General features: G+C 44.4%; 16 protein-coding genes. 7 read left to right on the top strand and 9 right to left on the bottom strand.

Annotated features, from left to right (window positions below; genetic code table 11):
- Positions 1 to 50: 50 nt before the first annotated feature.
- The 9 genes from fis to acuI all read right to left on the bottom strand — a co-directional run bounded on the left by fis (position 51) and on the right by acuI (position 8,179).
- On the bottom strand, positions 51 to 347 hold the full coding sequence (gene fis, locus HFU86_RS16470) for a DNA-binding transcriptional regulator Fis (protein WP_004258438.1): 297 nt from the start codon (positions 345 to 347) through the stop codon (positions 51 to 53).
- Positions 348 to 361: 14 nt separating this feature from the next.
- The gene (dusB, locus tag HFU86_RS16465) at positions 362 to 1,339 is read right to left on the bottom strand and encodes a tRNA dihydrouridine synthase DusB (RefSeq protein WP_036956067.1); all 978 of its coding nucleotides are present in this window, start codon (positions 1,337 to 1,339) and stop codon (positions 362 to 364) included.
- A gap of 329 nt (positions 1,340 to 1,668) precedes the next feature.
- Positions 1,669 to 2,553 (bottom strand): 50S ribosomal protein L11 methyltransferase, encoded by an 885-nt coding sequence (gene prmA / locus HFU86_RS16460; protein WP_187129668.1) that lies wholly within the window; start codon positions 2,551 to 2,553, stop codon positions 1,669 to 1,671.
- 229 nt (positions 2,554 to 2,782) lie between these two features.
- Positions 2,783 to 4,243: a sodium/pantothenate symporter gene (gene panF, locus HFU86_RS16455; protein ID WP_132496604.1), complete on the bottom strand. Its 1,461-nt coding sequence runs from the start codon at positions 4,241 to 4,243 to the stop codon at positions 2,783 to 2,785.
- Positions 4,233 to 4,475: a DUF997 family protein gene (locus HFU86_RS16450; RefSeq protein WP_108478429.1), complete on the bottom strand. Its 243-nt coding sequence runs from the start codon at positions 4,473 to 4,475 to the stop codon at positions 4,233 to 4,235. Before HFU86_RS16450 ends, panF begins: the two co-directional genes overlap by 11 nt.
- Positions 4,476 to 4,651: 176 nt before the next feature.
- The gene (gene accC / locus HFU86_RS16445; RefSeq protein ID WP_036956076.1) at positions 4,652 to 5,998 is read right to left on the bottom strand and encodes an acetyl-CoA carboxylase biotin carboxylase subunit; all 1,347 of its coding nucleotides are present in this window, start codon (positions 5,996 to 5,998) and stop codon (positions 4,652 to 4,654) included.
- A gap of 12 nt (positions 5,999 to 6,010) precedes the next feature.
- Positions 6,011 to 6,481 carry an acetyl-CoA carboxylase biotin carboxyl carrier protein gene (gene accB / locus HFU86_RS16440; RefSeq protein ID WP_006659070.1) on the bottom strand — a complete coding sequence of 157 codons (471 nt, stop codon included), beginning with the start codon at positions 6,479 to 6,481 and terminating at the stop codon, positions 6,011 to 6,013.
- Positions 6,482 to 6,499: 18 nt separating this feature from the next.
- A complete protein-coding gene (gene aroQ, locus HFU86_RS16435; protein WP_036956081.1) occupies positions 6,500 to 6,964 on the bottom strand; it encodes a type II 3-dehydroquinate dehydratase in 465 nt (154 codons plus the stop codon).
- 234 nt (positions 6,965 to 7,198) lie between these two features.
- Positions 7,199 to 8,179 carry an acrylyl-CoA reductase (NADPH) gene (gene acuI, locus HFU86_RS16430; RefSeq protein ID WP_132496603.1) on the bottom strand — a complete coding sequence of 327 codons (981 nt, stop codon included), beginning with the start codon at positions 8,177 to 8,179 and terminating at the stop codon, positions 7,199 to 7,201.
- Positions 8,180 to 8,794: 615 nt separating this feature from the next.
- On the opposite strand from acuI, the gene HFU86_RS16425 reads away from it, so the two are divergent.
- From HFU86_RS16425 to nit1, 7 genes are all read left to right on the top strand, one after another.
- Complete coding sequence (locus tag HFU86_RS16425) at positions 8,795 to 9,838, top strand: rod shape-determining protein (protein ID WP_006662897.1); 1,044 nt, start codon at positions 8,795 to 8,797, stop codon at positions 9,836 to 9,838.
- Between the two features lie 87 nt (positions 9,839 to 9,925).
- Positions 9,926 to 10,903: a rod shape-determining protein MreC gene (gene mreC / locus HFU86_RS16420; protein WP_132496602.1), complete on the top strand. Its 978-nt coding sequence runs from the start codon at positions 9,926 to 9,928 to the stop codon at positions 10,901 to 10,903.
- A 48-nt stretch (positions 10,904 to 10,951) separates the two neighbouring features.
- Positions 10,952 to 11,440 (top strand): rod shape-determining protein MreD, encoded by a 489-nt coding sequence (mreD, locus tag HFU86_RS16415; protein WP_036956087.1) that lies wholly within the window; start codon positions 10,952 to 10,954, stop codon positions 11,438 to 11,440.
- Positions 11,441 to 11,476: 36 nt separating this feature from the next.
- On the top strand, positions 11,477 to 12,064 hold the full coding sequence (locus HFU86_RS16410) for a Maf family protein (protein ID WP_132496601.1): 588 nt from the start codon (positions 11,477 to 11,479) through the stop codon (positions 12,062 to 12,064).
- A complete protein-coding gene (rng, locus tag HFU86_RS16405) occupies positions 12,061 to 13,530 on the top strand; it encodes a ribonuclease G (RefSeq protein WP_036956090.1) in 1,470 nt (489 codons plus the stop codon). Before HFU86_RS16410 ends, rng begins: the two co-directional genes overlap by 4 nt.
- A 23-nt stretch (positions 13,531 to 13,553) precedes the next feature.
- A complete protein-coding gene (yhdP, locus tag HFU86_RS16400) occupies positions 13,554 to 17,351 on the top strand; it encodes an AsmA2 domain-containing protein YhdP (protein ID WP_132496600.1) in 3,798 nt (1,265 codons plus the stop codon).
- A complete protein-coding gene (nit1, locus tag HFU86_RS16395) occupies positions 17,351 to 18,190 on the top strand; it encodes a deaminated glutathione amidase (protein ID WP_108478432.1) in 840 nt (279 codons plus the stop codon). Before yhdP ends, nit1 begins: the two co-directional genes overlap by 1 nt.
- The last annotated feature ends 15 nt before the right edge of the window (positions 18,191 to 18,205 follow it).

Here is an 18,205-nt window from a genome sequence, read left to right as displayed (position 1 = left end):
TTTCTAAAATCAGAAAGGGCTTCTAAAAACACTGCATTAACCGACTAGGATTAGTTCATGCCGTATTTTTTCAGTTTCTTACGCAGAGTTCCGCGGTTGATACCCATCATCAGGGCTGCACGGGTCTGGTTTCCACGGGTATATTGCATAACCATGTCCAACAAAGGCTGTTCTACCTCAGCCAATACCAGCTCATATAAATCGTTAACATCTTGATTATTTAATTGAGCAAAATAGTTCTTCAGTGCTTGCTTAACTGAGTCACGTAACGGTTTTTGAGTTACTTGATCTTGTGAATTTACAGTAGCAACGGTTAGTACGTCAGAATTTACGCGTTGTTCGAACATAGTTCTGTCAGCTCTTATCTTTTATTTACGCAAAAATTTTCAAAAAATGCTTCCAACACCTCCAGCTGTTCGCTGGCATCCTCAATGGCGTTGAAGGAGCGCCGAAACTGGTCATCAGGTGCATGTTCTTGTAAGTACCAAGAAACATGTTTGCGCGCTATACGGGCTCCCTTGCCTTGACCATAAAAGTCGTGCAGTTCCCGTACATGCCCTAACATAATGCTTTTCACGTCAGCCATTGGCATCGGTGGCAATATTTCACCTGTGTCCAGATAATGTTGGATTTCCCGAAAGATCCAAGGTCTTCCCTGAGCTGCTCGTCCTACCATCAAGGCATCCGCCCCTGTGTAGTCTAAAACAGCCCTGGCTTTTAGCGGGTCAGTAATGTCGCCATTGGCAATAACCGGAATGGAAACAGTCTGCTTAACTGCCCGAATGTTGTCATATTCAGCTTCGCCGTTGAACAGACAGGCTCTGGTTCTGCCATGAATGGTCAGGGCTTGAATACCACAATCTTCGGCCAATTGGGCAATCTCTATGCAGTTACGCTCTTCAGGTGACCAGCCTGTGCGGATTTTCAGTGTGACTGGCACATCCACAGCGTTTACAACGGTCTCTAGGATTGATTTTACAATCTCCGGATAACGCAGTAAGGCTGAGCCTGCTAGCTTACGATTCACTTTCTTAGCTGGGCAGCCCATATTGATATCAATGATTTGAGCGCCGCTCTCAACGTTAATTTGAGCTGCAGCAGCCATTTCATCGGGATCATTGCCAGCTATTTGAACGGAACGTACCCCGAGTTCATCGCGGTGAACCATCCTGAGTCTCGATTTATCTGTCTTCCAAACTTGTGGGTTAGAAGAAAGCATCTCCGATACCGTCATTCCAGCACCCATCGCATAACACAGGGACCTAAACGGTTTATCTGTGATGCCTGCCATGGGGGCAGCAATAAGACAGTTTCTCAACTGATATTGTCCGATTCGCATAACTAAATGGGGGCCATACTGTGACTGCAAGGGCGCGTATATTACGCATTTTTTACGAGATATGAAAGGACAAACTTTGAGCAAACGGTTATTTATCACTAACTTTTTTATCTTGCTTTTTCGAAAATAATAAAATTAGTGTTATTTAACAAGTTGTTAGGTGTTTTTTAACAACAAGCACTAAAAATAACGATTACTTTGAATATCCAAGACTCACTTCTCGAGCAGAACAGATTATCATCAGCTATTGAGCAATATTTGAGCTGTAAGATAATCCATTCTGCAATTAATTTCAAAGAAATTATTCTTTGATTTTTACCGCAAACCCATTAAAAATGCTTGACACCAGTGATACGGCACCACTCATCTTTCTCTGCAACAGGGTCAATATTGAAGTCGGCACGATAAGCATCAGCAACACTTTCAGCTTGGCTGGCTAATACGCCAGATAAGCCTAAATGACCACCGACACGCGGAAGCACACTGATCATCGGTGCAAGCTCACGTAAAGGGCCTGCAAGGATGTTTGCGACCACAACATCGGCTTGAAGGTCTTGAGGTTGGTCTTTGGGTAAATAGAGCGACAGACGCTCTGAGACGCCGTTACGCTGTGCATTATCGCGGCTCGCGAGGATAGCTTGTGGATCGATATCGATCCCGATCGCACGCGCTGCACCGAGCTTTAATGCTGCGATAGCTAAGATCCCTGATCCGCAACCGAAATCGATAACGGTTTTGCCTTCAAGATCCAATCCATCCAGCCACTCAAGGCACAATGAAGTCGTCGGGTGGGTTCCCGTGCCAAATGCTAAGCCAGGATCTAACATCACGTTAACTGCACTTGGATCTGGCACATCGCGCCAGCTAGGGCAGATCCATAAACGTTGACCGAAACGCATTGGGTGGAAGTTATCCATCCATTCGCGCTCCCAATCTTTATCTTCAATTTGTTCGATTTTATGAACGAAGCCAGCACCGAGTAATGGGCTGTTTTCTAACTGAGTGACTACCCATTTCATATCAGTTTCAGCGTCATACAGACCGATAACATCGGTATCGCCCCACAGGCGAGTTTCTCCAGGAAGTGGCTCGAAAACAGGTGTGTCGTGGCTGTCTTGGAAGGTGACGGACACGGAGCCTGTTTCCATGAGTTCATCGCCAAGGGCTTCTGCGTCTTTTGCGTTTGAGTTTAGTCTTATTTGTATCCAAGGCATCGTTTTTTTCTCTTTTAAAATGCTCGTTATACTTCACGTTATAGCGTTGTTGGCTGCGCTCGCTAACCCTAGTCACATACTTATGTATGCTCCTAGGGATTAGCTCGTTTGCCGCCTAGCTATAACGCGAATTATTTAGAGCATTACTCTTGTTCACTTACATTAGGCTAAAACTAATGCAAAATTTAATCGATTTTAAGCGACGGAGTTTATCTATCCGTAGCAGGAATCAGTGAGTGCTGGTTACCTGTTCATTTGGTGCCGATTGTACTGGATTTTTGCCAAAAAGATTACCAATCAAAAAGGCAATCAGGCTCAGGAACAGTGATGGCACAATGGCGTGAAAGCCCATAATTTCAATCTTGAATGAGGCGAAAATGGCGTAGCAAACGCCACCCACGATCATGCCGCTCAGGGCACCAGTGCCGTTGGCTTTTTCCCAATATAATCCGAGAACCAATGGCCACAGGAATACTGCTTCTAATCCACCAAAAGCTAATAAATTCAGCCAGATAATCATTTGTGGTGGATTCCACGCAGCAATCAATAATAGCGCCCCTAAAATTAACGTTGAGAAGCTGGAAATGCGCGCCAGTTTTTTCTCATTTTTAATTTGCTCAGGTGCGGCGTTAAGGTAGATATCTTTCACGATCGTCGCCGAAGATTGCAGTAACTGGGCGTTAATGGTGGACATAATTGCAGCCATTGGTGCTGCTAGAAAAATTCCCGCGGCAAATGGCGGAAGAACCTGAACCATCAAAGTCGGGATCACTTGGTCTGGGATGGTTAAATCCGGCAGTATGGCACGCCCCAAGGCGCCCGCGAAGTGCATACCAAACATCAAGATGGCCATCACGATGGTGCCCAGAATAATACCTTTATGAACGGCTTTGCTGTCTTTGTAGGAGATACAGCGTACCGCAGTGTGCGGTAATCCGATAACCCCAAAACAGACTAGCACCCAGAATGAGGCCATAAATGGTCCACTAAGGATGTCATTGGCTCCTTCAGGGGAGACCAGTTTCGGGTCGATTGCATGCATTTTTTCCACAGCAGCAGGTAAACCTCCTGCATGGTAGATAATGGCAACCAGCAAAATAACGGTGCCAAGCAACATGACCAGCCCTTGCAACGCATCGTTGAGGACACTGGCTCGGAAACCACCAATAGCGGTATACAGCGCGATAGAGATACCAAAAATCATCAATCCATAGGTATAAGGAATGCCGGCTGCGGTTTCGAGTAGTCGTGCGCCACCGATAAACTGCACCGTCATTGCCCCAAAGAACGCGACTAATAAACTTACGCTAGCAAACCAAACGAGAAAACGACTTTGGTAACGGGCGTAGAGCATGTCGTTAAGAGTAACTGCATTGTAGCGGCGAGCTAAGATGGCAAATTTTTTGCCCAGTACGCCCAAAGAGAGCCAGATCGCAGGTAGTTGGATCATGGCGAGGAGAACCCAACCTAACCCGTATTTGTAGGCGGCACCGGGACCACCGATGAAGGAGCTAGCGCTGATGTAGGTTGCGGTGATGGTCATGGCTAAGACAAAGCCGCCCATCGAGCGATTACCTAGAAAATACTCGTTAAGAAATTCGCCTTTCGTGCGTTTTTTATAAGCGTAGAGCGAAAGGAAAAAAACAAGGAGCAGATAACCGATTAAGGGCAGGAGAACTTCAGTCTGCATCTTTCTCCTCCAGCGAGATATCTTTGAATACGAGTTTAACCATCATGATGCATAGCAAAATAAAGATGATAGGGAGAATCAGACATGACCATTCAAACCATAACGGTAATCCGGTAACACCAAGTGTGTTACTGGGTAGATAAGCACAAAGTACCCAACCTATCATGTAGGCAATAGTCAGATATAGCGCCCAACGAGCTTCCCTGTTTGATTGAAGAAAACGTTTGTCCATCCGCTTTTCCTCCTCATGTTGACAAAAATAATCGGGGATTGTACGACAATCTGAAGGGGGAGTGTGAAAAATAGCGTAATAAAACCGATAATCCTGCCATTTATAAGCAAAAAAATACCGGAAATTGACTTTCCGGTATTTATTTTTAATGACGAAAATGTCGATTATTCAGGGAATTATTCTTGAATACCGAGTTTTTTCTCCAAATAGTGGATGTTGGTTCCACCTTTGGCAAAGTTTTCATCATTCATGATCATCTGTTGTAATTCGATGTTGGTTTTAATCCCATCGATGATCAGTTCGTTTAACGCGTTTTTCATACGAGCAATCGCGATTTCACGAGTTTCACCGTAAGTGATTAATTTACCGATCATTGAGTCATAGAACGGAGGAACAGAGTAGCCTGCGTAAATATGAGATTCCCAACGAACACCGAAGCCACCCGGAGAGTGGAAACGGGTGATTTTACCTGGGCTAGGCAGGAATGTGTGCGGGTCTTCTGCGTTGATACGACATTCAATCGCATGACCGTGAACATTGATCTGATCCTGAGTTACAGATAATGGTAAACCGGATGCTACACGCAGCTGTTCTTTGATTAAGTCAACGCCGGTGATCATTTCGGTCACTGGGTGCTCAACCTGAATACGGGTGTTCATTTCGATGAAATAGAATTCGCCGTTTTCAAATAAGAACTCAAAAGTACCTGCGCCACGATAGCCGATTTCGATACAGGCTTTTGCACAGCGTTCACCGATATTACGGCGAATTTCTGGGGTGATCCCCGGTGCTGGTGCTTCTTCAACCACTTTTTGGTGGCGGCGCTGCATTGAACAGTCACGTTCAGCTAAATAAACAGCATGACCTTGACCATCTGCCATCACTTGGATTTCAACGTGACGTGGGTTTTCAAGGAATTTTTCCATGTAAACCATGTCGTTGTTGAATGCGGCTTTTGCTTCTGCACGGGTCAGGTTAATGGAAGATTCGAGATCTTTCTCATTACGAACCACACGCATACCACGACCACCACCACCACCAGATGCTTTGATGATAACTGGGAAGCCGATGCGTTTAGCAATTGCTTTGTTCTTTTCAGTGTCGTTACCCAGTGGACCATCAGAACCTGGTACACATGGAACGCCTGCTTTTTTCATCGCGCTAATCGCAGAAACTTTGTCGCCCATTAGGCGGATGGTTTCAGCTTTTGGGCCGATAAAAATGAAACCTGATTGTTCTACTTGTTCTGCAAAGTCAGCATTTTCAGACAGGAAACCGTATCCTGGGTGAATCGCTTGCGCGCCTGAAATTTCAGCCGCAGCAATGATTGCAGGGATATTCAAGTAGCTTTTTGCTGAGGCAGCCGGACCAATACAAATAGTTTCGTCTGCCAGCAATACGTGTTTTAAATCTCTATCTGCCGTGGAGTGAACCGCAACAGTTTTGATGCCGAGTTCTTTACATGCACGCAGAATACGCAGTGCAATTTCCCCACGGTTAGCGATAACAATTTTTTCCAGCATGGAAACGCCTCGTTATTCGATGACAACTAATGGCTCGTCAAATTCTATTGCATCACCGTTTTGCAACAAAATAGCTTTAACAACACCAGCTTTATCTGCTTCGATTTGGTTCATCATTTTCATCGCTTCAACGATGCAAAGAGGATCGCCAACTTTGACAGTTTGACCAACTTCAACGAATGGTTTTGCTTCTGGGCTTGGTGAGCGGTAGAAAGTACCAACCATTGGTGAGCGAACTTGGTGACCAGAAACTGCCGCAGGTGCTGCTGGAGCCGCTGCTTCTTGTGCTGGAGCAACCGCGTTAGCTAATGCAGGTTGTTGAGCAACTGGTGCTGAGTAGAACTGTTGAGGTGCAGCCATCATTTGAGATGCTGGTGATACACGACTGATACGTACTGACTCTTCACCTTCAGAAATTTCCAGTTCAGAAATGCCAGATTCTTCAACAAGTTCGATCAGCTTTTTAATTTTACGAATATCCATGGATATGATTCCGTACTCTTATATTTGAATTGAATTAATTAGTCGCACACGATTAACCGCGGCTTGTAATGCAAAACTGTAACCATCTGCGCCAAGACCACAAATAACTCCATTGGACATATCGGAGAAATAGGAGTGATGACGAAAGGGTTCTCTAGCATAAATATTAGACAGATGGATCTCGATAAATGGGATACAAACTGCTAATAGCGCATCACGCAGAGCAACACTTGTATGCGTGAATGCGGCCGGGTTGATTAGGATATAATCAACATTACCTTGTGCTGCATGAATTCTATCGATAAGTTCATGCTCTGCATTTGACTGAAAATGGCTCAGTTTCACCCCTAATTTTTCTGCTTCTTGCATCAGGTTCGATACAATTTCAGAAAGCGGTCGAGCCCCATATTTCTCAGGTTCTCTGGAACCCAGCATATTTAAGTTCGGGCCGTTAAGGAGCAAAATATGAGTATCTTCTGTCATTGTGTTGCTAACTCCGACGATATGTCAATAATCCGACAACATAACGCGATGTCGACGGTTTGTCATCTTTTATCATAAAAATAAATAGATTTTCCACTGACAAGGAAGAGCATTATAATTATTTCGTTGCATATAGCAGCAAAATACTGGTCTTATCAGAGAAATTACCCGAATTTATTTTATAAATTGTGCCGTAATCCACATTGTGGCGACACAATCACGCGTGTTGATGATTTAATTTTGAAGGTTTACTAGGGTACGCCCAGTGACTTCATTTTTTAAGAGTTTTTTTGCGTGTTCGACACACTCTTCTAATGAAATCTCGCAGCTAACTTGATCATAAAACGCATCAGGTAAGAGTTGCGCTAAGCGTTCCCACACTTTTTGGCGTTTTGTCGCAGGGTAGTAAACGGAATCGACCCCTTGCAGACGGATATTACGCAAAATAAATGGCATAACAGTTGTTGGCAGTGAGAACCCGCCAGCCAGCCCGCATGCAGCCACAGCTCCATTATAGTTCACTTGCGCCAAGATATTGGCCAGCACGTCACCACCAACCGTGTCGATAGCGCCTGCCCAACGCTGTTTATCAAGCGGTTTGGCGGGATGAGTAAATTCACTGCGAGGTAGTACGCTTTTCGCACCAATTTTCAGTAAATAGTCGTGATTTTCTTCGCGACCTGAAATCGCCACAACTTGATAACCCAATAAAGAAAGTAATTGGATTGCAACACTCCCAACACCACCACTGGCGCCGCTCACTACAATTTCTCCACTTTCAGGGGTGATCCCTGCATCTTCAAGGGCATTCACGCACAACATGGCGGTAAATCCAGCGGTGCCGATGATCATGGCATGTTTCAGTGATAATGCTTCAGGAAGAGGCGTTAAATAATCGGCGGGAACTTTTGCTTGTGTGGCGAGCCCACCCCAGTGTGTTTCGCCAACTCCCCATCCTGTTAATAGTACGTGTTGGCCAATATGAAAACGGGGATCTTCACTGTGATGAACGATGCCTGAGAAGTCAATTCCGGGTACCATTGGATATTGACGGACAACGCCTGCTTTTCCATTAATAGCTAGCGCATCTTTATAGTTAATTGTCGACCAGTGAATATCGACGATGACATCGCCAGCGGATAATGACTCAGTAGGTACATTGAGGATTTCTGGGACGATTTTATCGCCTTGTTGCTGTAAAACGAGCGCTTTCATGATCCACCCCTAATTTTATGATTAAATAAGTGTTTTTTTTAATTTACACACAGGTAAAATCGTTTTCATTGACGCCAGAATGGTATTCAAGCTATTACTTATGTAATTAATTTGTAAAAATGCATTTTTTTCTGGCATAACTAGGCTTTTATCATGCAAAATGTCCTACTCTGACTAATACATCAGCGTGTCGACATGGTTATGGCTTAATTTAAAGTTGATAATAGAATCAGCGAAATTTAAGTTCACTTATTTTGTTGTTAAAAAGCTAGATGTATAGCAATAATTAAAATATAAAAAATTTATTTGAACTTGTAGACGTAATCGCTTGTCACACTGGGAAGAACGCAAAGATGGAGTATATAACAACCAGAGGGCTGTCCATTTTTCGTGCGCGAATGATGAAAAATTTCAAAGGCGTTTGAATTAAGGGTGATTTTCGGGGTTTTTATCTGCTTCGTTTTGTTATAGAAGCATGTACGATTTTAGTATGTGAAAATAGATGAATTAACCATATTTATGAAGTGATTGATTTACGCCTTGAGGCAGCTTCAAGTGGTTGGTAGAGTAGACGGGTTTTTATTCGTCCCCAGCTTGCAGGATAATCCTTTCGTTATGTTTAAAAAATTTCGTGGCATGTTTTCTAATGACCTGTCGATTGACTTGGGTACGGCCAATACCCTCATTTATGTCAAAGGACAAGGCGTCAAATTAAATGAACCCTCTGTAGTTGCAATTCGTCAGGATCGCGCGGGCTCGCCAAAAAGCGTTGCTGCGGTTGGTGGTGAAGCGAAACAGATGCTGGGGCGTACACCGGGTAACATTTCCGCAATTCGACCAATGAAAGATGGTGTGATTGCTGACTTTTTCTTAACTGAAAAAATGTTACAACACTTTATCAAGCAAGTTCATAGCAACAGCTTCCTGCGTCCAAGCCCTCGTGTTTTAGTCTGTGTGCCTGTTGGTGCAACTCAAGTTGAGCGTAAAGCTATCCGTGAATCTGCATTAAGTGCAGGTGCCCGCGAAGTTTTCTTAATTGAAGAGCCAATGGCAGCGGCAATCGGTGCTGGTTTACCTGTTTCTGAAGCGACAGGTTCCATGGTTGTCGATATCGGTGGTGGTACCACTGAAGTCGCTGTTATCTCTCTGAACGGTGTAGTTTACTCTTCTTCTGTTCGCATTGGTGGTGACCGTTTTGACGAGTCAATCATCAACTATGTGCGTCGTAATTATGGTTCCTTAATTGGTGAAGCAACGGCTGAGCGTATCAAGCATGGTATCGGTTCTGCTTTCCCAACTGATGAAGTTTATGAAATTGAGGTTCGCGGTCGTAACTTGGCTGAAGGTGTGCCACGCGGATTCAAAATGAACTCCAACGAAATTTTAGAAGCATTACAAGAGCCACTGACCGGTATCGTGAGTGCGGTAATGTTAGCGTTAGAGCAGTGCCCACCAGAATTAGCATCTGATATTTCAGAGCGCGGTATGGTATTAACGGGGGGGGGTGCTCTTCTGCGTAATTTAGATCGTTTATTAATGGAAGAGACTGGCATTCCGGTTATCGTTGCTGAAGATCCTTTAACCTGCGTTGCTCGTGGCGGCGGTAAAGCGTTAGAGATGATTGACATGCACGGCGGTGACCTGTTTAGCGAAGACTAAATCACGCCATAAGCGACTGGAGTTTTTTAGCTCCAGTCGCTTTGACTATTTTTTTATTCTCCGACCATTAGCGAAACTTAGCCATACATGAAGCCAATTTTTAGGCGAGGTCCTTCCCTACAGTTACGCATTTTTATTGCAGTGATAATTGCATTGGTGCTGGTGGTGATTGACCATCGATTTGAGCCTTTCAATAAAATCCGTAATTATTTAGACACGGCGGTTAGCCCATTCTATTTTTTAGCTAACGGACCACGTCAATTCCTTGATAATATCTCTGACACCCTTTCAACGCGGGATCAGCTCCAGTTTGAGAATAAAGCCCTGCGCCAAGAGCTATTATTAAAAAAAGCGGATAACTTGCTGCTTGAGCAACTCAAACAAGAAAATGCCCGCTTACGCGAACTGTTAGGTTCCCCATTACGCCAAGATGAACATATGATGGTGACGCAAGTCATTTCAGGTGCGAACACGCCTTATCGCGACCAAGTCGTGATAGATAAAGGCAGTAATGACGGCGTTTATGAAGGTCAACCGGTTATCAGCGATAAAGGCGTGGTAGGTCAGGTTGTTGGTACCAGTAATTTTAATAGCCGCGTTTTATTAATTTGCGATACTGCCCATGCATTGCCTGTGCAAGTCTTACGTAATGATATCCGTGTTATTGCTGCGGGCTCAGGATGTGCGGATGACCTGCAATTAGAGCCACTTCCTGGAAATACAGATATTCGTGTTGGTGATGTGTTAGTGACTTCGGGCTTAGGTGGACGATTCCCTGAAGGGTATCCTGTTGCTGTTGTTTCAGCGGTGAAGCATGATACTCAACGTGCCTATACTATCATCTCTGCAAGACCAAGTGCTGAGTTACAACGTCTACGTTATTTACTCCTGCTGTGGGGCAATGAAAGTGATCCGAAAACCCCATTACAACCATCCGATGTTTACCGGGCTGCAAATGAGCGTTTAATGAAAGTGTTGCCGCAGGTGTTACCAACACCAAGCGAGATTCAAGGACCACCATTACCACCGTCCATGCAACCTACACAGCCTCAACCTCAGCAATAAGATAGAGTGAGGGAAACGGTATGATGAAAGGGTGGAGAGGAAATCATAATGGATGAGTATCGCGGTAATGGGCGCATCATTATCTGGCTATCTTTCTTTATTGCACTGATTTTGCAGGTAATGCCGTGGCCTGAACAATTGGCATTTTACCGACCATCATGGTTACTGCTGATTTTAATATACTGGGTAATGGCATTACCGCATCGCGTCAGTGTGGGCACCAGCTTTATCTTAGGAATTATTGTCGATTCTATTCAAGGATCAGCTCTGGGCGTACATGCGCTCTCCTTCAGCATCATTTGTTATCTCGTGGCATACAAGCATCAGCTTTTACGTAACATGGCACTGTGGCAGCAAGCTTTGATTATTGTTGCATTAACGGTGGTGCAAGACCTTGCTGTTTTCTGGGCAGAATTCCTTTCCTCACAAGTCTTATTCCACCCACAAGTATTCTGGAATAGTTTGGTGAATGGTATTCTGTGGCCATGGTTATTTTTACTGTTACGAAAAATTCGCCGCCAATTTTCAGTATGTTAAGATTGTGGCCGTTGATGATAACTGGAATGACAATTTATGAGCTTAATTTATCTTGCATCAGGTTCACCGAGACGACGTGAATTAGTCCAACTGCTAGGTTATTCCTTTGAAATCTTGCGTCCCGAAGTGGAAGAAAAATGGCAAGAAGGGGAATCGCCTCAGGCGTATGTCCAGCGCTTAGCGCGAGATAAATCCCGAGCGGGTGTAGCAATTGCCCCTGCGGATCATCCAGTTTTGGGGGCGGACACTATTGTAGTTCTTGACGGTAAAATATTAGAAAAACCGCGAGACGCGGCCCATGCTCAGCAAATCCTCAGTGACCTTTCTGGTAAAACACATCAGGTAATGACTGCCATTGCTGTGTCGAACAAGTATGAGACTCTAACCTCATTGATTACGACAGATGTGACATTCCGCGAGTTATCTTTGCTGGAAATACAGGATTATATACAATCTGGCGAGCCAATGGATAAAGCAGGCGCTTACGGTATCCAAGGTCTCGGTGGACGTTTTATTCGATGCATTAATGGCAGCTATCATGCAGTGGTGGGCTTACCATTGGTCGAAACAGAAGAATTAATACAACGATTTTTAGCGTTAGGTGATGGGAAGGGGAATTCATGACTACGGAACTATTAGTAAACGTAACACCATCTGAAACGCGCGTAGCTTATATTGATGGTGGGATCTTACAAGAAATACATGTTGAAAGAGAGGCGAAAAGAGGGCTAGTAGGGAATATCTACAAAGGTCGTGTGAGCCGAGTTTTACCTGGTATGCAGGCGGCCTTTGTTGATATTGGTCTGGATAAAGCAGCCTTTTTACACGCCTCGGACATTATGCCTCACACCGAATGCATTGCGGGTGACGAGCAGAAAAACTTTCATGTTAGAGATATCGCTGAGCTGGTGAAGCAAGGGCAAGATTTAATTGTTCAAGTGGTTAAAGACCCACTTGGCACCAAAGGCGCAAGACTCACCACAGACATTACGTTGCCTTCTCGTTACTTGGTTTTCATGCCGGGAGCTTCCCATGTTGGTGTATCTCAGCGTATTGATAGTGAAGAAGAAAGAGAGCGTTTAAAAGAGTGTGTCGCACAATATTGCGATGAAAACGGCGGGTTTATCATTCGTACTGCCGCAGAAGGTGTGGCTGAAGAGGATGTTAAACAGGATGCTGCATTTTTAAAACGCTTATGGGCGAAAGTGATTGAACGCAAAAAACGTAATGTCACGCGTACTAAAATTTACGGTGAGCTTTCACTGGCATACCGTATCATTCGCGACTTTGCTGGCGCATCCCTCGACCGTATTCGTGTGGATTCTCGTTTAACCTACACGCAGTTGGAAGAGTTTATTGCGGAATATGTGCCGGAAATGACGGCGAAGCTTGAGCTATACCAAGGCAATCAACCTATCTTTGACTTGTTCGATGTGGAAAATGAAATTCAACGCGCGATGGACAGAAAGGTTGAATTGAAATCGGGCGGGTATCTGATCATTGACCAAACTGAAGCGATGACCACCATCGATATCAATACGGGCGCATTTGTTGGTCACCGCAATTTAGAAGAAACTATCTTTAATACCAACGTTGAAGCGACTCAAGCCATTGCACGCCAATTACGATTAAGAAATCTCGGTGGTATTATTATCATCGATTTTATCGATATGTCTGATGTAGAACATCGCCGCCGTGTGTTAGCCTCACTTGAACAAGCTTTAAGTAAAGATAAGGTAAAAACCACCATTAATGGATTCTCTCAGCTAGGATTAGTTGAGATGACACGTAAAAGAACCCGTGAAAGCTTGGAGCATGTGCTGTGCGATACCTGCCCAACTTGCCAAGGTCGTGGTACGGTAAAATCGGTTGAAACCGTATGTTATGAAATTTTGCGTGAAATCGTGAGAGTTCACCGCACAATCGATGCTGATAGATTCTTAGTTTACGCATCAAAAGCGGTGGTGGATGTGTTGACTGGAGATGAATCTCACGCATTAGCGGAAGTTGAAATCTTTGTAGGGAAACAAGTTAAAGTGCAGATTGAGCCGTTATATAGCCAAGAACGCTTTGATGTCGTCATGATGTAGCATTCTGCTTGAAGGAGAAACTGGTGAAACGACTGCCACGTATCGTACTCGTGACAACCGCTGCTGTATTGTTGCTGTGTGCGTTGGTACTCACCAGTTTGCGTTTTCTATTACCCAATATCGATAATTATCGCCAAGAAATTATCACCTACGTTGAAAATCACAGCGATATCTCACTGGATATTGGTCAGATTGAAGGAGCTTGGCGCTATTATGGTCCCGAGCTTATCATCTCCGATGTTGCTATCAAAAACCCAATAACCGATATACAAGTCAACAAAATCACCATCGAATTAGATATTTGGAATTCGCTATTATCTTTGCGTTGGCGTTTTCGTGATTTGACGTTTTATCAACTGAATGTGGATTATAAAGTCCCGCTTAGTTTTGATGGACCGGAAGATGAAACCACGAACTATGATGGAGTGGATGACCTGTTTTTACGGCAGTTTGACCATTTTATTTTAAAAGATAGCCAATTGACATTTTTGACGCCATCAGACCAAAAGATGACGTTACTATTGCCTGAACTTTCATGGCTAAACCAAGATACCCGTCACCGCGCCCAAGGTTTCGTTAGCCTTGAAACACTAAATAAGCAAAATAGTTATCTGCAAGTGAAGCTGGATGTGTCGGATAAAAACGGCGTACTCAGTGACGGCATGTTCTATTTGCAGGCTGATAACATTGATATGCAGCCTTGGCTCAGCAAGTGGTTACGGGATAATACGGGTCTGCGAGACGCCAACTTCAGTTTATCATCGTGGATTACCCTCAAGAATAATCGTATAGATAATGGACTAATCCAGCTACGTCAAGGTGAAGCGAACTGGGGGGAAGAGCCTCTGACGCAAAATCTTCAAGTGAATGATTTACTGGTGCGCATGAAGCGCCAAGGCAACGGTTGGCTGTTTAATATTCCTGAGCTAGATACCCTGAAAACCAATGAATACATCTGGCCGCAAGGGAGTGTCTCCGTTCTGTATTTGCCTTCATCGGCAAAATATCAAAACAAAGATCACTGGCGCATTCGCGCAAAAAATATTGAGCTAGAACGTCTAAGTGAAGTCTTACCGACATTCTCGTTTGTTACGCCAGAATTAGTGCAAGATTGGCAGCATCGTCAGCCGACGGGATTAGTCTCGGAATTTGCCCTCGACCTAACGCAAGGCACTGAAGACCATACACAAATAAGTATGGACTGGCAGGATGTTAGCTGGAAAAAATGGAAAGAGCTTCCTTCTGTAAACCATTTCTCCGGGGTACTTATTGGCGGTGCTCAACAAGGCATTCTCTCATTTTCGCTGAAAGATAGTATCGTGGATTATCGCGATGAATTTAAAGCGCCTTTTGAGATTAGTAACGCCAGCGGTAAATTAAATTGGATCAATAACAGCAGCGAATTCAAATTGTGGAGTTCCGGTGTGAATTTGCAAGCTAAGGCCGTCAAAGCCAATGGCGACTTTAGCTATGCGAAAGCGAAGCAGCATGATATTGCCGATTTGGCTATTTTAGCGGGGATCAGCACCGATGATGCTGGGGAAGCTTGGCGCTATTTCCCACAAAAGCTGATGGGGCAGGAGCTAGCGGATTATCTGACTAAAGCGATTATTGCCGGACATGTAGACAATGCGACGCTGGTGTATAAAGGCGACCCAGCGCATTATCCTTACTATAAAAATGACGGGCAGTTCCAAGTGTATGTGCCGCTGCGTGATGGCACATTCGAATACGATGACCAATGGCCTGCATTACTGGATTTAAACCTCGATTTAGACTTTAGCCGCGCAAGTTTAGCGATGCATACGGACTCGGTGAAATTAGGGGATGCAACGGCAGAAAATCTCGATGCAGTAATTCATGATTACTTCGATGAAATGTTATATATCGATGCGGGAGTGAGTGGAACAGGCAAACAGATCCAACAATATTTTACCCATACACCACTCAAACATTCCCTTGGCGACACGCTGGATGAGCTACAAATTGATGGTATCGTAACCGGTAAGCTTAATCTCGCTATTCCATTATCGGCGGGAAAAGATGTTGTCGCGAAAGGGCAAGTCAATCTTAATAAAAATAATGTGTTTGTACGCCCAATCGATAGCACATTGCATGGATTGACTGGCAGCTTCAAATTTACCAATGGGGATTTAGTCAGTGATAACATCACGGGGCAATGGTTAGAACAGCCAGTTTCTTTGGATTTCACGACATTAACGCGCCCGAAAGATTATTTGGTGGATATTAACCTTGGCGGAAATTGGGAGCTAAATAAAGTTCCCATGCTGCCAAGTGATATCAAAGGGAAAGTCTCTGGCGTGAGTGATTGGAAAAGCCAAATTCATATCACGTTACCAGAATCATCCAAGCAAGCGACAGGTTTACAGATTGAGGTAGCCGCAGGATTAAATAAGCTAAAAAGCCAGTTACCTGCACTGAATACTGAACTACTGCAACAGCTTGGTAAGATGAATATTCAAGCAAAAGGCACGACGGAGCAATTAACGGTAGGTGGTGATATTGGTCAGCGCCTTGGTTTTAATTCTCAGTGGTCGCTCACCAGCTCGCCATTGAAACTACAAAAAGCTCACATTGCCCCATGGAATAATCAGGTTCCTGCATTACCAAACGGCTCGACCATTTTAGTGGATTTACCTGCGGTAGAAGATGTCAATTGGGAGAAATTAGCGAGTGGCTTTTTATCTTCTTCTGCCAGCGAACATGTGGGGCAAATTGGCTACCCGGATACCCTTGAGGTTAAAGCGCCATCCGTTTATTTGGCAGGTCAGCGTTGGAAAGATTTGAGCTTCTCTTATGATTTATACCGTGATGAACAGCAAATTAATGTAGAAAGTGCAAACCTAAAAGGGCAGCTACAGATTTGGCAACAGCAGCCATGGGCGCTGGATATTGAATACCTGTATTACAATCCTGAAGGTTCGCTAGCGTCAAACGAAAAGACCCCTTCATCGGAAGTATTCGACTTTAGTCAGTGGCCTAAAGTGAACATCCATTGTGCGGAGTGTTGGGTGAGTGGGCAAAAACTGGGAGAAATCTCGGCGCAAGTCACGCCAGTGGGGCAGCACACTTTAAAATTAACCGCAGGTTCACTGAGAAACAGTGCCAGTGAGTTAAAGCTTGATGCCTTATGGCGCAGTAATGATGGCAATAAAACTGAGATTGCAGGCTCGCTAACTGGCGAGGCTTTCGATGAAACTGCTGCTTATTTTGGTGTCTTGGTACCGATTATCGACTCTCCGTATTCGATTGAATTTGACCTGAACTGGGCGCAGGTTCCTTGGGAGCCTGAGGTTGCCACACTGAATGGGAAAATGTCAGCAAAATTAGGGAAAGGTGCGATTGCCCATATGGGGGGCGGGCGTGCTGGGCAGTTACTACGTCTAGTCAGTTTTGATGCATTATTGCGCAAACTTCAATTAGATTTCCGGGATACGTTCAGTAATGACTTTAACTTTGATTCGATTAAAGGCAATGCGGTCATTAATCAAGGTATTCTAACCTCAAAGGATCTTTATATTGATGGATTAGTCGCGGATATTGCCTTGAATGGGGATATTGACCTTGTTAAGCGCCAAATTAATGCGGAAGCGGTCATTACCCCTGAAATTTCTGCTACAGTAGGTGTAGCCACCGCATTCGTGATTAACCCGTTTGCGGGCGCGGCAGTATTCGCGGCATCGAAAGTCCTTGGTCCGTTGTGGAGTAAAATTTCGGTTATTCGCTATCGTGTAAGTGGTAGTCTGGATGAACCTAAAATTGATGAAGTACTACGTCAGCTTAAGGAGACTCAAGAGTAATGAAAACGGGTAATGTTGCACTTTTGCAGTTATGTAGTGGTAAGAATACAAAACACAACTTGGCACAGATAGAGCAGCAAATTAAACAGTTGCCTGATACCGTGCAGTTAGTTCTTACTCCTGAAAATGCATTACTATTTGCTGATGCTGCAACCTATCGTAAACAGGCTGAAACAGAAGGTAATGGCCCATTACAAGACGCTATCCGTGGGATGGCTATCCGTTACAATGTGTGGATCCTGATTGGGTCAATGCCATTGATTAGCCGTGAAGATCCTGAACGTATTACCAGTAGTAGCTTACTGTTTGATGCGAAAGGGAATATCACTGCGCGTTACGATAAAATTCATATGTTTGATGTGAACATCGAAGATGAGCAAGGCGAATATAACGAATCGGTTATTTATCAACGTGGTGAGCACCTGACTGTGGTTGATACGCCAGTAGGTCGCTTAGGTTTGACCATTTGTTATGATTTACGTTTCCCTGGCTTATTCCAAGCATTACGTGAACAAGGTGCAGAGATTATTTCCGTCCCTGCGGCGTTTACTCGTTATACTGGACAAGCTCACTGGGAGCCACTGTTAAGAGCCCGTGCGATTGAAAACCAGTGCTATGTTTTAGCGCCAGCGCAAGTTGGGGTGCATGGTACGCGTCGTACATGGGGACATACTCTCGCCGTAGATGGCTGGGGTAAGGTGATGAAAAAGAATGTGGATGCTGTTTCCGCGTTGGTCGTGAATGTCCAGCCTGACAGCTTAAAAGTGATGCGTGAACAGATCCGAGTGGTGAAACATAACCGCTTTAGACCACAATTAACATCATTGATTAAAAAATAAACTAAATAAGAGTAA

This window comes from Providencia sp. JUb39, from assembly GCF_012272845.1.
GTDB lineage: Bacteria > Pseudomonadota > Gammaproteobacteria > Enterobacterales > Enterobacteriaceae > Providencia > Providencia lanzhouensis.
The sequence above is the reverse complement of the archived record's forward strand: the minus strand, read 5'-3'. Positions and strand labels throughout refer to the sequence as shown.

What these genes read in the sequence shown, in the direction of transcription:
- fis (WP_004258438.1), bottom strand. Translation starts at nt 347, where the DNA reads ATGTTCGAACAACGCGTAAATTCTGACGTACTAACCGTTGCTACTGTA.
- dusB (WP_036956067.1), bottom strand. Translation starts at nt 1,339, where the DNA reads ATGCGAATCGGACAATATCAGTTGAGAAACTGTCTTATTGCTGCCCCC.
- prmA (WP_187129668.1), bottom strand. Translation starts at nt 2,553, where the DNA reads ATGCCTTGGATACAAATAAGACTAAACTCAAACGCAAAAGACGCAGAA.
- panF (WP_132496604.1), bottom strand. Translation starts at nt 4,243, where the DNA reads ATGCAGACTGAAGTTCTCCTGCCCTTAATCGGTTATCTGCTCCTTGTT.
- HFU86_RS16450 (WP_108478429.1), bottom strand. Translation starts at nt 4,475, where the DNA reads ATGGACAAACGTTTTCTTCAATCAAACAGGGAAGCTCGTTGGGCGCTA.
- accC (WP_036956076.1), bottom strand. Translation starts at nt 5,998, where the DNA reads ATGCTGGAAAAAATTGTTATCGCTAACCGTGGGGAAATTGCACTGCGT.
- accB (WP_006659070.1), bottom strand. Translation starts at nt 6,481, where the DNA reads ATGGATATTCGTAAAATTAAAAAGCTGATCGAACTTGTTGAAGAATCT.
- aroQ (WP_036956081.1), bottom strand. Translation starts at nt 6,964, where the DNA reads ATGACAGAAGATACTCATATTTTGCTCCTTAACGGCCCGAACTTAAAT.
- acuI (WP_132496603.1), bottom strand. Translation starts at nt 8,179, where the DNA reads ATGAAAGCGCTCGTTTTACAGCAACAAGGCGATAAAATCGTCCCAGAA.
- HFU86_RS16425 (WP_006662897.1), top strand. Translation starts at nt 8,795, where the DNA reads ATGTTTAAAAAATTTCGTGGCATGTTTTCTAATGACCTGTCGATTGAC.
- mreC (WP_132496602.1), top strand. Translation starts at nt 9,926, where the DNA reads ATGAAGCCAATTTTTAGGCGAGGTCCTTCCCTACAGTTACGCATTTTT.
- mreD (WP_036956087.1), top strand. Translation starts at nt 10,952, where the DNA reads ATGGATGAGTATCGCGGTAATGGGCGCATCATTATCTGGCTATCTTTC.
- HFU86_RS16410 (WP_132496601.1), top strand. Translation starts at nt 11,477, where the DNA reads ATGAGCTTAATTTATCTTGCATCAGGTTCACCGAGACGACGTGAATTA.
- rng (WP_036956090.1), top strand. Translation starts at nt 12,061, where the DNA reads ATGACTACGGAACTATTAGTAAACGTAACACCATCTGAAACGCGCGTA.
- nit1 (WP_108478432.1), top strand. Translation starts at nt 17,351, where the DNA reads ATGAAAACGGGTAATGTTGCACTTTTGCAGTTATGTAGTGGTAAGAAT.